This window comes from Iodobacter sp. BJB302 (assembly GCF_002735645.1).
GTDB lineage: Bacteria > Pseudomonadota > Gammaproteobacteria > Burkholderiales > Chitinibacteraceae > Iodobacter.
The window spans coordinates 58,478-72,707 of the sequence record NZ_PDZG01000017.1; the positions used below are offsets into that span (position 1 = coordinate 58,478).

Annotated in this window: 10 protein-coding genes and 1 rRNA gene; 6 read left to right on the forward strand and 5 right to left on the reverse strand. The window is 48.5% G+C overall.

From position 1 onward, the window contains the following. The first annotated feature begins 187 nt into the window (after nt 1–187). On the forward strand, nt 188–1,453 hold the full coding sequence (gene tyrS, locus CSQ88_RS07810; protein ID WP_099397546.1) for a tyrosine--tRNA ligase: 1,266 nt from the start codon (nt 188–190) through the stop codon (nt 1,451–1,453). A gap of 69 nt (nt 1,454–1,522) precedes the next feature. On the opposite strand, the gene pssA is transcribed toward tyrS, so the two are convergent. Continuing rightward, nucleotides 1,523–2,866 (reverse strand): CDP-diacylglycerol--serine O-phosphatidyltransferase, encoded by a 1,344-nt coding sequence (pssA, locus tag CSQ88_RS07815; RefSeq protein ID WP_099397547.1) that lies wholly within the window; start codon nt 2,864–2,866, stop codon nt 1,523–1,525. A gap of 120 nt (nt 2,867–2,986) precedes the next feature. Beyond that, nucleotides 2,987–4,195 (reverse strand): nicotinate phosphoribosyltransferase, encoded by a 1,209-nt coding sequence (pncB, locus tag CSQ88_RS07820; RefSeq protein WP_099397548.1) that lies wholly within the window; start codon nt 4,193–4,195, stop codon nt 2,987–2,989. 314 nt (nt 4,196–4,509) lie between these two features. Here pncB and CSQ88_RS07825 point away from each other — a divergent pair, with 314 nt between their 5' ends. The 4 genes from CSQ88_RS07825 to fabI all read left to right on the forward strand — a co-directional run bounded on the left by CSQ88_RS07825 (nt 4,510) and on the right by fabI (nt 10,139). After that, nucleotides 4,510–6,678, forward strand: coding sequence for a DUF3141 domain-containing protein (locus CSQ88_RS07825; RefSeq protein ID WP_099397549.1), 2,169 nt, complete (start codon nt 4,510–4,512; stop codon nt 6,676–6,678). A 12-nt stretch (nt 6,679–6,690) separates the two neighbouring features. Then, the gene (locus tag CSQ88_RS07830) at nt 6,691–8,079 is read left to right on the forward strand and encodes a bifunctional enoyl-CoA hydratase/phosphate acetyltransferase (RefSeq protein WP_099397550.1); all 1,389 of its coding nucleotides are present in this window, start codon (nt 6,691–6,693) and stop codon (nt 8,077–8,079) included. Nucleotides 8,080–8,093: 14 nt separating this feature from the next. After that, nucleotides 8,094–9,275 carry an acetate/propionate family kinase gene (locus CSQ88_RS07835; RefSeq protein WP_099397551.1) on the forward strand — a complete coding sequence of 394 codons (1,182 nt, stop codon included), beginning with the start codon at nt 8,094–8,096 and terminating at the stop codon, nt 9,273–9,275. A gap of 75 nt (nt 9,276–9,350) precedes the next feature. Further along, nucleotides 9,351–10,139 (forward strand): enoyl-ACP reductase FabI, encoded by a 789-nt coding sequence (gene fabI, locus CSQ88_RS07840; protein WP_099397552.1) that lies wholly within the window; start codon nt 9,351–9,353, stop codon nt 10,137–10,139. A 108-nt stretch (nt 10,140–10,247) separates the two neighbouring features. On the opposite strand, the gene CSQ88_RS07845 is transcribed toward fabI, so the two are convergent. After that, the gene (locus tag CSQ88_RS07845) at nt 10,248–11,606 is read right to left on the reverse strand and encodes a glycerophosphodiester phosphodiesterase family protein (protein ID WP_099397553.1); all 1,359 of its coding nucleotides are present in this window, start codon (nt 11,604–11,606) and stop codon (nt 10,248–10,250) included. A gap of 207 nt (nt 11,607–11,813) precedes the next feature. On the opposite strand from CSQ88_RS07845, the gene CSQ88_RS07850 reads away from it, so the two are divergent. Next, nucleotides 11,814–12,830: a transporter gene (locus CSQ88_RS07850; RefSeq protein ID WP_099397554.1), complete on the forward strand. Its 1,017-nt coding sequence runs from the start codon at nt 11,814–11,816 to the stop codon at nt 12,828–12,830. Between the two features lie 20 nt (nt 12,831–12,850). On the opposite strand, the gene CSQ88_RS07855 is transcribed toward CSQ88_RS07850, so the two are convergent. Next, the gene (locus CSQ88_RS07855; RefSeq protein WP_099397555.1) at nt 12,851–13,597 is read right to left on the reverse strand and encodes a CHAD domain-containing protein; all 747 of its coding nucleotides are present in this window, start codon (nt 13,595–13,597) and stop codon (nt 12,851–12,853) included. A 356-nt stretch (nt 13,598–13,953) separates the two neighbouring features. Further along, nucleotides 13,954–14,067: ribosomal RNA gene (gene rrf, locus CSQ88_RS07860) — 5S ribosomal RNA — on the reverse strand. Nucleotides 14,068–14,230 lie beyond the last annotated feature (163 nt).

Consider the following 14,230-nt stretch of genomic DNA (forward strand, 5'->3'; position numbering starts at 1 on the left):
AGAAAACCATTGGAATGACAATCACCAAGGCAATAGCAATGTGTAGCTGAGTTTGCTTATTCCTTATCAATTGATTGTTTGCCTTAAGGTTTTCTCCGTGATCCTGTTCTCCTTTACTGCGTGGTTCAAGATTTGGGTTTAAAAATCGATATCAGATTCAAATAAAACAAACCGGAGCAAGAGTGAAATGAATTTAATCAGCGATTTACAAGCGCGTGGCCTGATTGCCCAGCTTACCGATGGCGATGCACTGGAAAAACGGCTGGCTGAGAAATCCATTACCCTCTATTGCGGCTTTGATCCGACTGCAGACAGCCTGCATATCGGCAGCTTGGTACCGATTCTGGTGCTCAAACGCTTCCAGCAAGCTGGCCACAAGCCGATTGCTCTGGTAGGTGGTGCTACCGGCATGATTGGCGACCCTAGCTTTAAAGCCACCGAACGCAAACTGAACACCCTCGATATTATCGATAGCTGGGTGGGCAAAATCCGCAAGCAAGTTGAGCCTTTCTTAAGCTTTGAGGGCAGCAATGCCGCCATTATGGCCAATAACCACGATTGGTTTGGCAAGATGGACGTGCTTACTTTCCTGCGCGATATCGGCAAGCACTTCTCCGTAAACGCCATGATCAAAAAAGAAGCCGTGCAACAGCGGATCAACCGCGACGATTCCGGCATCTCTTTCACCGAATTCACCTACAGCCTGCTGCAAGGTTACGATTTTGTAGAGCTCAACAAGCAACACGGCTGCGAGCTGCAAATTGGCGGCTCTGACCAATGGGGCAACATCACCGCCGGAACAGACCTCACCCGCCGCATGAATCAGCAGCAGGTATTTGGCCTGACCATGCCACTGGTGACTAAATCGGACGGCACTAAATTTGGTAAGACTGAAAGCGGCACGATTTGGCTGGATGCGAAAAAAACTTCGCCTTATAAGTTTTACCAATTCTGGCTGACCACCGCCGATGCGGATGTGTATAAATTCCTGCGCTACTTCACCTTCCTCAGCACCACAGAAATTGATGCCATCGAAGCGGCTGATATTGCAGCTGCAGGCAAACCTGAAGGCCAACGTATTCTGGCCGAACAAGTCACCACCCTAGTGCATGGTGCAGATGCCGTAGTTGCGGCACAACGCATCAGCCAAAGCCTGTTCTCTGAAGACCAGAATTCCCTCACCGAAAGCGATTTTGAACAGCTGGCGCTCGATGGCCTGCCGCATATTGAAATCAATAAAGATCAGACCGGCCTGCTGGATGCACTGGTAGCGGGCGAGCTGGCTACCTCCAAAAGCCAGGCCCGTGGCTTTATTGAAAGCGGCGCGGTAATTATCAACGGAGCCAAAATCAGCGACGTAGCTTATAACATGAGCGATGCAGACCGCCGCTACGGCAGCTACACCCTGCTGCGCCGTGGTAAGAAAAACCATTGTCTGGTGATCTGGAAATAAGCTGAATGATATTCAGACAATAAAAAACCACGGCAATCAAGCCGTGGTTTTTTATTGGGTACGGGCAATTTACAGCAATCTGGAAATCAATCTGTCGGCCCTGAACCGTGATAAGCGGGTCAGCAGTTTTTTAACCGGCGGCGGGTAATCCAGCACGGTTTCCAGCTCGCGGTAATAAGCAATACGCGTGGTGTTTTTAGCAATTTCAGCTTTTTCCTGCTGCAATTGATCTTTTAACTCATGTTTTGGATCATGAATTAAGAGTGCGTTTTCCAGATCCAGACTGAAGGCACGCGGGTTCAGATTATTGCCGGTAAGCAAAATATAATCGTCATCAACCCAAATCCCTTTCAAATGATAGCTATGCCCCGGATCATTCCAGAGCATAAGATTCAGCTGGCCACGGTGTATATCAAGCTGATGCACTTTGGCAAAGCGGCGTAAATGCGTTTCGTATAAATACGGCAGCGCACCAATGGTTTTAAATGGCTCACTTTCCGGGATATAAAAATCATTGGCCTTTTTCTCGCCAACGATAATATCGACCTTTACGCCTTTTTGCAGCAAGCGGTTTATTTCTTTAATCACTGTGCGGGGCAAATTAAAATAAGGCGTGCAGATTTGCACATGATGTTTTGCCGCAGCTAATAATTTAATAATCAGGCGATTAAGCGGATTACGCTTTCCAACCCCCACCACTGGGGTAATACCCAGGCCAGACACCTCATCCTGCGCATGATGCGTTGCATAGTGGGCTGATTTAAGCCGCTGACGGAACTGACGAATATCCGGGCTGATTTGCTTTGTACCGGGAATAGGATCTAAATCCAAGCGATAAACAGCACTGCTATTGAGGAATTCCGCCTGCAAATAATTAACCATACTATCAGCTAATGCAGGATTTTTAATTACATGATACCGGTCATAACGATAGCGCTCGCCAACATGCAAATACACATTATTTAAACTAGCTCCGCTATAAACCACGGTGTCATCAAAAACAAAGCCTTTCAGATGCAATACGCCAAACAGCTCGCGTGTTTGTGCCGGCACGCCATAAATTGGCAGATTAAGATCATGCTTTAATCGCTCTTGCTGATACCAGGCCGCATTGCCAGCCTGCGCACCCGCACCAATCAGCCCACGTTGCGCGCGGTGCCAATCCACAAAAATGCGGATATCTAAATCAGGGCAACGCGCACGGGCCGCGTAGAGCGCTTCTAAAATCTGAGCGCCTGCTTCATCCTGCTGCAAATACAACGCAGCAATATAGATGCGGGTTTGTGCCCCGGCAATCAGCTCCAGCAGCTTCTCGCGAAAGCTGTGCGTTGTCAGCAGGGTTTGAAAATGTGCCGGATCCTGAGCAAAACGCGGCAAAGAAGCCAGATATGAACGATTAGTTTCAAAAAGCATAAATGATCTGCAAAAAGCAGAGTGACCTATCAAGCGGATTGAAGCCTGCTATCTTAGCACTATGCTTTATAAGAAAGGAGGTGTATTAATTGCCAGCAAGCATATTTCAATGCCTGTCGATTACTGGCGGCTTATTTGGAAAACATCACAGAGGTAATTAAGGAAATTTTCATCTTCACACATTCCTTTACCCGCCGTATCACTCACTTTAGCGACAGGCTGTCCATTGCATGAAACCAACTTCATCACAATTTGTAAAGGATCCTGCCCGCAATCATTCGATAAATGCGTGCCTATACCAAAACCCGTACGCGTGCGCGGCGCAAAATGCCGGTAGAGGGCAATCGATTTATCTAAAGTTAAGCCATCGCTAAATACTAATTGCTTGGTGCCATAATCTATATTCATTTTTTTGTAATGAGCAATCACCTTCTCGCCCCATTCAAACGGATCGCCCGAATCATGGCGTAATCCATCAAATAGTTTACAAAAATATAAATCAAAATCGCGCAAAAAAGCATCCGTCCCCACTACATCCGTCAGGGCAATACCCAGATCACCCCGGTATTCCCGCACCCAATGCTCCAGCGCATTTGTTTGAAAATCGCGCAAACGGGATCCAAAGCATTGAAAAGCCTGCATATATTCGTGTGCCATCGTGCCAATGGGCGTTACACCATATTGCATCGCCAATAAAACATTACTGGTGCCGCGAAAATAGGGGCTGGCCTCTTTAACCAGTAAACCGACCATTTCTGCATGCCATACGCGGGAAAACCGGCGGCGCGTGCCAAAATCAAAAAATACAAAGGGATTGGCTGGCATTGCCTGCTGCGAAAGATTTTTTAATGTTGCTAATTTTGCCTGCAAATGGGCCCGGCCCGTCGCCAATGCTGGCCCGGCCGGAAACTGCCGGAAATAAACTTCATTCACAATCGACAGCACATAAATTTCAAACAACATGCAATGCAGCATGGGGCCGGCAACACGAATATCCAAAAGATCCGGATCGGTTTCAGAAACAGAAATACTGATAAACCGCCGCTGTAACTGAAACAAGCGCAAGAAATCAACAAAATCAGATTTAATAAACCGCAATTTGCCCAGATAGGCTAATTCTGATTCGCTAAAGCGTAAAGAGCAGAGATGATCCAGCTGGGCTTCTATTTCGTTTTGCAGTAATGCCAGAGGCAATACGGGCGTATTACGGCATTTAAATGCGTAAATGGCTTGTGTTTCTGGCTGGTGATGCAGGATTTCTTGCATCATCGTAAATTTATAAAGATCTGTATCCAATAAGGATTCGATCACCGGCATAAAGCCACGCATGAAAACTCCATTGCAGGAACAAGCCATTTAAATAATATCGAAGGCACAGGCTTTAATCATAAGCCCGAAGGAGCCACAGTAAACGACGTTACTAAAGCCGGCGTCAAGCATACCCGGCCAGCAATAAATCACACTCTTTTTCTATTACGGCACAGAATTTCGCGGTTTAAAGCATACATACTGCTGTCATGTTTTCCATTTAGCTTGTCAGTATCTCTATCCTTATTTACTATCCACCGGTTATTTCTTTACCTTATTAATCATTAACTTACAAATACTGCCTATTTCAACATTTTCTTACAGCGAGTGGTGCAATGACTCAAACGACCTTTCCGTCCCCTTTGTCCCTGTTGGAACAAGCATGGGAATATTGCGTAGACACCACTCAGCGCTCTGCCCTTTTTCTTGATGTGATGCGGGAACGGGGCAATATCTCCATTGCCCATGCTCAGAATGGCAAACCTCCGCTGCTCGCTTTTGATTATGAATTACTGATTGACGGGCGGGATCTGAGCGAGCCATGCAACTATATGCTGCTGCGCGTACTTTCCCCGGCAAAAATCAAGGCAGATGAGACAAAACGCCCCTATGTCATTATTGACCCAAGAGCGGGCCATGGTGCGGGGATTGGCGGCTTTAAAGCGGATTCTCAGGTTGGCGTGGCATTACGGGCCGGACACCCTGTTTATTTTGTGGGCTTTTATCCTGATCCGGTGCCTGGCCAGCGCCTGCGGGACGTTATGCAAGCCGAGGCGCACTTTATCGAAGAGGTAATCAGACGCCACCCCAAAGCAAGCGGCAAACCCTGCATTATTGGTAACTGCCAGGCAGGCTGGGCCGTTGCCGGGCTGGCCGCTTTACGGCCGGAAATCATGGGGCCCATCGTGCTCAACGGGGCCCCGCTTTCTTACTGGGCGGGCTCTGATCAACAAAACCCAATGCGCTACGCAGGCGGCGTAAATGGTGGCTCTTGGCTGGCCGCATTAACTGCGGATCTGGGAGGCGGGGTGTTTGATGGCGCGCACTTGGTTAAAAACTTTGAAAATCTAAACCCGGCCAATACGCTCTGGGGCAAACCCTACCATTTATATGCAAATATCGATAACGAAGCTCCCCGCTATTTAGAATTTGAGCGCTGGTGGGGCGGGCATTTCCGGATGACGGGCAGTGAAATAGAAGCCATCGTTAATCAGCTTTTTATCGGCAATAAACTGGCCAGCGGGCAAATTCAAACGCCTGATGGCAGCAGCCTGGATTTACGCAAAATCACCTCGCCCATTATTGTGTTCGCCTCATGGGGAGATGATATTACCCCGCCAGCGCAGGCCTTAAACTGGATTATCGATCTCTATGGCCACGAAAGTGCCATTGTGGAAGAAGGCCAGATTATTGTTTATCTGCTGCATAAAGATGTGGGGCATCTGGGGATTTTTGTGGGCGGAAAAGTGGCACGCAAGCAGCATGCAGAGCTTGTGAATGTAATGGATATGGTTGAAGCCCTGCCCCCGGGCTTATACGAAATGGTGATTGATGCAAAAACGGCTGATTTACCCTATTCAGAGCTGGAGCAAGGCGACTACACCGTCAGTTTTGAAACACGCACCATAGAGCAACTGCGCCAGGTGGATCCGGATACCCGTGAAGATGAAGCCATTTTCAGTACGGTGGCACAGGTTTCTGAAATAAACGATGCCATTTATAAAAACACTCTGCGCCCTGTTTTACAGGCTTTTATCACACCTGAAATGGGTGAATGGTCGCGCAAGCTCAACCCGGATACTTTAAAGCGCTACGCTTACTCCGACTTTAACCCGCTGATGGCCGGTGTGGCCTTACAAGCCAGTCAAATCAGGCAATACCGCCAGCCGGTACCGACAGATAATATTTTCCTGAATTTAGAAAAACAAACCTCCGAGCTGATTATTGACGCGCTGAATACTTACCGTGATTTACGCAATGCCGCCACGGTCAGCTTTGTTAAAACAGTTTATGGCCCACTTGGATTAGGCGCATTTTTCCCGCCAGCAGCCCCTGTTGAAGAAAAAGCGCGGGAAGTTGCAGAGCAACGCTTAGATACCTTAAAAGCAGATGCCGGGCCGCAATTTGAAGCAGGCGGGTTTACCGAAGGCCTTGCCCGCCTGTTTGTGCTTGCCATGCACCACAGCGGCGGGATAGAGCGCCGCTCTTTCCTGATTGGTGAATCCATCAAAGCCAGCTTGCAAGAAATCGATCCCGCTCAGTGGCGTCAAGCGGTTGAAGAGCAAACGCTGCTGATTACGCTGGATAGCGAACGCAGCCTTGCCACCCTGCCTAAACTATTAAAAACCTTAGCAGAGCGTAAACGCGCACTGGAAATCGTCGGCACAGTCACTATGCTGACACCTGAGCTTGAAGATGAAAACTCCCCTCTCGCCATTAAAGCTAAAGAGCTGCTGGGGGTTAAGACCAGCCGGGCCAAAACAGCTGCAAAGAAAGTTTCATAGAGGCATGAGCGCATGATCACCTTACAAAACCGCTGTTTTGATGAGATAGAAATTGGCGACTACGCCGGCATCCAGCACACGCTGGCCATGCGGGATATTCAGCTGTTTGCCACCGTAGCCGGGGATTTCAACCCCACCCATCTTGAGGCCGCCTTTGCAAACAGTGCAGGATTTAGCGGGGCCACTGCGCCTGGTATGTGGCTTGGGGCGCAGGTATCCGGCATTTTAGGCAGCCAGTTACCCGGGCCGGGTACGGTTTATGCAGGGCAAAGTCTGCAGTTTCACACCGCCGCTATTTTAGGCGACACACTGGAAATCAGTATCACCGTCCGGGAGAAATTTCCGGAAGACCATATCATCAGCTTTGATTGCCTCTGCCGGAATCAGCATGGTCAAACGATTATGACCGGCATCGCCAAAGTCGTTGCCCCCACAGAAAAAATTACCCTGGTTCGCCCTGATGCCGGGCTTGTGAGCGTTCAGACGCATAATGCATTTGAGCTGCTGCTGGAGCGCTGCGACAAGCTGCCAGCCTTTAGTGCGGCAATTGCCCATCCATGCGATGAATCCTCACTTAAAGTTGCTATTGATGCTGCAGCACAGGGCCTGTTGCAACCTATTTTGGTGGGGCCCAAAAACAAAATCCTCGCCGTAGCAGAGCAATATGGTTTAAATATTGCGGGCTTACGTATCGAAGATGTACCACACAGCCACGCCGCCGCCAGCAGGGCCGTTGAGCTGGTCACCAGTGGTGAGGCGCTTATTCTGATGAAGGGCAGCCTGCATACTGACGAGCTAATGAGTGCCGTTGTAAAAAGCAGCCTGCGTACCGAACGCCGCATCAGCCATGTTTTTATTATGGATGTGCCAACTTACCATAAAACACTGCTGGTAACCGATGCAGCAATCAATATCTACCCCAATCTGCTGGATAAGCTCGATATCTGCCAGAACGCCATTGATCTTGCCCATGTTCTTGGCATTGCCAAACCTAAAGTGGCAATTTTGTCGGCCGTTGAAACTATTAACCCTAAAATTCTGTCCACGCTGGATGCGGCCAGCCTGTGCAAGATGGCCGACAGAGGGCAAATCACAGGCGCAATCCTCGATGGCCCGCTCGCCTTAGATAACGCCATTAGCTATGAATCCGCCCGTATCAAAAAAATTGAATCTGTTGTGGCAGGTGATGCAGATATCTTGCTTGTACCCGATCTTGAAGCAGGCAATATTCTGGCTAAACAACTTACCTTTATGAGTAATGCCGATGCCGCCGGAATTGTATTAGGGGCAAGAGTGCCGATCATCCTGACCAGCCGCGCTGATAACGATCGCACCAAGCTCGCCTCTTGTGCCATTGCCTGCATCATCACCAATGCACACAACAGCCCGCCCCCCTGCTGATAAGGATGAAAGCGATGACGAAGGCCATTCTGGTTTTGAACGCAGGCTCATCCAGCCTTAAATTTGCTTTGTTTGAATATGAAGCCGCCAGTGATCTGCATCTGATGGCTCAGGGCCAGGTTGAAGGCATAGGAACCAAGCCACACTTTGTGGCTAAAGATCATCACAAACAAATCCTTGCTGATGAGCTATTAACCGCCAGTGATATTGATCATGCCTATTGCCTGCAAACCATAGGCAACCTGCTGCGCAGCAGATTCGCCAATCTTAAGCTGCTCGGTGTTGGCCACCGCGTAGTACATGGCGGCGCTCACTACGCCGCCCCTTTGCGGCTTACCCCCGGCACAATCAGCGCACTGGGGGCACTCACGCCACTAGCCCCCCTGCATCAGCCCCATAATCTGGCAGCCATCCGTGCAGTTGCAGAGATACGCCCGGATTTGCCGCAGGTGGCTTGTTTTGATACGGCCTTTCACCGCAGCCAGAATCAGATTAATCAGCTGTTTGGCCTGCCCTACAATTGTTACGAGCGCGGCATTCGCCGCTATGGCTTTCATGGGCTCTCTTACGAATATGTGTCTTCTGTGCTCATGCAGCAAGAACCAGAGGTTGCTGCAGGCAAAGTTGTGATTGCTCATCTGGGCAATGGAGCAAGCATGTGTGCCATACAAAATGGCAAAAGCGTAGCCAGCAGCATGGGTTTTACTGCGCTGGATGGCCTGATGATGGGCACACGTACTGGCAATTTAGATGCGGGCGTGGTTTTGTATTTGCTGCAGCAGGAACAACTCAGCGTTCAGCAGGTAGAAGAGCTATTGTATAAACGCTCCGGCTTGCTGGGGCTTTCCGGCATCAGCAGTGATATGCGTGTTCTGCTCGACAGCCCGGAGCCACAAGCGGCACTTGCCATTGATTATTTTGTGCACCGGATCAGCAAGGAGCTGGGCTCCCTGGCGGCATGTATGAATGGCTTGGATGCGCTGGTTTTTACTGCAGGCATCGGTGAAAACAGTGCGCTTATCCGTCAGCGTGTGTGTGAGCAGGCTCAGTGGCTGGGCATAGAGCTTGATGAGCACGCAAATGAAGCACATGAGTTCTGTATCAGTGCAATAGACAGCCCCGCTACCGCATGGTTAATTCCTAGTAATGAGGAACTCATGATTGCCCGGCATACTCGAACCCAGCTGGGGTTGTGACCGAGTGCCGAAAGCAATTTACCAGAGCCTGCCATCACCTTGGCCCCATCTGAACCAAACTATGAAGGACGCAAGATGACCCAACTCAGTATCTCCCCCCATGAAACACTGGCAGGTAAAAAGGGCATTATCATCGGCATAGCCAACCAGCATTCTATTGCCTACGGTTGCGCAAAAGCATTTCAGCAAAGAGGTGCTGAGCTGGCCATTACCTATATCAACGAAAAAGGCCGCCCCTTTGTAGAACCACTGGCTAACGAGCTTGGAGCTTCACTCTTTCTTCCTTTGGATGTGCTGCAGCCGGGGCAGATGGATACCGTCTTTGAAGAAGTCCGCAAAAAATGGGGCCGCCTAGATTTTGCCATCCACTCGATTGCCTTTGCCCCAAGAGAGGCCCTGCATGGCCGTGTCGTCGATGTCACCGAAGCAGACTTCCACACGGCGATGAAAGTTTCCTGCTACTCCTTTATCGAAATGGCCCGTCTAGCTGAGCCCCTTATGGATAAAGGCGGCACACTATTTGCCATGAGCTATTACGGTGCAGAAAAAGTAATCAAAAATTACAATATCATGGGCCCTGTAAAGGCCGCTTTGGAATCAGTCTGCCGCTATACGGCAGCAGAGCTTGGCCCAAAGGGGATTCGCGTGCACGCAATCTCCCCGGGCCCACTGAAAACCCGTGCGGCATCAGGTATTGCAGAGTTTGATGAGCTGCTCGATAAGGCGGCGGCCGAAGCACCAAGCCGCTCCTTGGTCAGCATCGAAGACGTGGGTGCAGCCTGCGCTGGTCTTGCTTCAGACAGCGCCAAGCTGATTACCGGTGGCACTATCTATATTGATGGAGGCTTTCATATTATGGGCTGATTTATACAGGCCCTGTTCCACGTGAAACGGCTTTGCTGAAATAACAGCAAAGCCGTTTTTTTTGGGAGCCTGTAAATCTAAGACTCCCTTCTATCCTGCAAAACGAGTTTAACGCTTCATTTCTTTCAGATAAGCCGCGCGTGCAGCAAAGGCCGTGCCCGAGAAATCAGCAAAAACGCCATCTGTACCTGCGCGGTAATACGCCAGAAACTCAGCAGCCGGGTCGCCTTTATAAACGCCAGCCAAACGCTTCGCTTCATCACGGAAGGTATAAACATGCACAAACAAGCCAGCCTTATGCGCATCTGCAATCACGCTGGTCGGTGCAACATTAGTCACTGCGGCTAAGCCACTCTTTTCAACATAGGGCACAACCGTGTGTGCCATCACTTGTGGCTTCCAAGGGCCGATACCATCTGCGTAGGTTTTAATTTCTGCGAGGCCGGCTGGCGTGAGCATTTCACCAAAGTAGCGTGCATCGCCTGCTACGGTCCAGCTATACGGGCGGCCATCCACAAAATTATATTCATCAGGCTGCAGATAAATCACTTCACCCGTTTTGTAGTTGATATCGTTACCATCAATCAGCTGCACCGAACGGGCCGTCATACCTGCTGCACGCAGGTATTTAAGTGTACCCGGCTCAAAGCTCTGCACAAAGATCGGGGCGGTTTTGCTATTGAGCTTATTGTCATTGATCAGCTTAAGAAAAGCATCTTCAAATGGCCGCTCACCCGTACCGCAACCATTCGCCTTAGCCTGGGCATTATTCCAAACAGGGTTTTTTAATTCCGGATAAATACTAATAGCACGGCCACTTGTTTTGGCCTTGGCATTAGCAATATCGATCACTTCCTGCATGGCTAAGATCGGGTACTTTCCATTCTGAGCCGTCGCCTGCACACGTTCAGCCGCATTATCATAGCTTGTACCGCCAAACCATTTTTTCAGCTCAGCAACAGTAAAGTCGGTAATCGACCAATCGTTATTATGATTTTCACCATCGACCACCAAAGCTTTCAGTACAGATTTCGGATCTTTAGGATCAACTAAATCGCTTAAATATTGAGCAGGCCCGCCAAACTTTGCCACATCGTACTTCACGTTAACTAAAACGCCCGGTGTTGTCCGCTTGCGGGCAGCAACTTCCGGCACGTTTTTTGCCACATCAGCCACATTGGTATTGTCGCTCAGCCAAGGGTTATGGCGTGCCACCAATACACAGTCCTTCGTCATATGCAGATCCAGCTCTAAAGAATCCGCACCTGCATCTGCAGCACCTTCGTAAGCAGGCCTGGTTTCCTCAGGAAATAAGCCCGGCAAACCACGGTGACCAATAACCAGAGGCGGTTGGCCATCCAGCGTTAATAAAGCAGGCTTTGCTGCTTCAGAAGTTACATCATCGCTGCCACCACAAGCACTTAATGCCAGAGCAAGACTGCAAGCCAGAATCGAAGATTTGAACATGGTGTATGGATCTGCTGATAGATAAAACATCCATTTTATAAACCATTAATTGCAGTATTAAGTCATCCGCATGACGTCTAGATGAATTCTGATAAAGGTCTAAACCTATGAATAGAAAACTGATTTCATGTTTTTAATGCAATAAATAAAAGCTAATATTTATTAATGCACCTTCCCCAAACCTGTCTTTATATATAAGAGGATGCAATGGCAACTAATCTTGTGGGCAATTATGGGTCTGATCAAACAGGCATGATTTGCGGCTATCTTTTTTTACCCGGCTTGCCCGGCAAACAAATAGAGTCCGGGCAAATCAAGCAATGTCTTGCCAATGCATGCGATGAAACGTCAGAAGAATATTTATGGCTGCATTTTAATCTGAGCAATACCGCAACAGAAAAATGGCTTAAATCTAATCTGACGCTGTCAGAGCAATTTTTTGAAACCTTGCATGAAGGATCTCAATCTACCCGCATTGAATACGCAGATCGCAGCTTAATTGGCGTTGTAAATGATGTTTTATTTGATTTTGCTTTTAATGCATCTGATACATCAACGCTCTGGATGAGTGCAGACCGGCATTTACTGATTACCGCCCGCATCAAACCACTGCGCTCTATTGATAAACTGCGCGACCATGTGCGGGCTGGCATTCTGTTTCGCTCACCCGTAGATTTAATGGTTAATCTATTACGCGATCAAGCTGATGTCTTAATGCAAATCGTACGGGAGGCCGCCATTAAAGTAGACAAGGAAGAAGATAACCTGCTCACGAATCGTCCCAAAATAAAATTAGGTGATTTGGGCGCACTGCGGCGCGTATTGGTTCGGCTGTGCCGTTTGCTGGCTCCGGAACCAGCAGCTCTTTTCCGGCTGTTAAACAGGCCTCCGGAGTGGGTCAGCCATCACGACGTACAAGATTTACGCCAGTCAACAGAAGAGTTTTCGGCCGTTCTCAGTGATATTGCAGCACTGGTCGAGCGCATTAAACTACTGCAAGAAGAAATAGCCGCCAAGGTCAATGAACAAACCAACCGCAGTATTTATATTCTCACAGTCGTCACTGTGCTGGCCCTGCCCGTCAATATTATTGCAGGCTTAATGGGGATGAATGTAGGCGGCATTCCGCTTGCTCAGCATCCACATGGATTCTGGATAATCGTAAGTATCATTATATTAATTTTAATTCTGGCGGCCGCCTGGGCCTTTCGGAAAAAAGACTAAAGAGGGCGGCCCTGTGCCATTTACAAAATTGCTTTATTCTCAATGACCAATGTTAACCAGGTATTTTGTGCATTTTCCAGAAACGCCTTTTTAATTTTCTTCTCACCCATAAATTGCGCAATTAACTCTGCATCGTGCAATTTACCAATTGCTGTTTGTGCCTTTTTAAGTGGCAACTGTAACTCGCTGATTCTCTGCGGCAACCATTGAGCGACAAGTAAAGACAAATAACGCAAGTGTTTAACAGTCAGTCTTCTCTCGTGCCATTCTTCAAGCGAAGGACGCTTATTTTTTGCGGCCTTATCCAATAACATTGAATAACTTTTAGCCTGCCGCTTAATCCGGCGTTTTAAAACACCACCATCGCAATTCTTTATTCTTAAACGACACTGCTGCAATGTAATTTGCGAAAGCACCGCAAAATCCGTCCCCGCTAAAACTTCCCGAATCGAAGCTAGGCCTTCATCCAGACTGTCAGCTAACGAGATCCTCTCCACCTCGCTCATTTTCCCATCCAAAAGCACGAGCAATACTTCAGCATCCCGCACAGGGCTGGTAAATTGAGCCAAAGCTTTCCAGGCAGCAAGAACCCTGGCATCCAATCGTTTAGATCGTTTAAGTACAACAGGCAGCAAAGAACGCAAACTGCGTAATGCAACTCGAAAATCATGCAAAGCATGATGATCCTGCCCAAGCAACAAACTCTCACGCCCGGCATTTAGCTTGCTTAACTGCACCGCAATAATCTGCAAGAATTGACGCGCCATAAACCCTCCATCTGCCACCGTTCAGCATTAAGACAGCTTAAACGCTTTTAACCATGCAAATTTTTTCCTGGATCAAAAACCCATACGACAGATCAAAGTAACACTGTCTGCAATTATTCTGAAAAAGCAAAACTAGCAGGCCTTAAATAACTCTTGGTGACATAGCTTTTGTAAGTTGAGTTAGCAGTCTGCGTGCGAGGTTTGCCTCGCGTAGGTTGGGTTAGCAGCTTTATCGCGTAACCCAACACACAAACCACTAATGGTTCTTGCAACCACTTTTCTTCCGCCCAAAGCAAAACCCCCGCCTCTTTCGAGTGCGGGGGTTCTGTTTACTACGTCTTTACTACTTATGGGGTGTCTGGCAATGACCTACTTTCACACAGGTAATCTGCACTATCATCGGCGCTAAGGTGTTTCACTGTCCTGTTCGGGATGGGAAGGAGTGGGACCACCTCGCTATGGTCGCCAGACTTTAACGGGTTTAACACGCTGCACTCACTGCTCTGCAACGCGTTCAGTTCAATAGAAGAAGTAATGTATTACTTTGTTGCGGTCTCAAATTTATCTCTAATCTGGGTAGATTATATACCGTCGCACACACGCGCTTCAGGTTATAGGATCAAGCCTTACGGG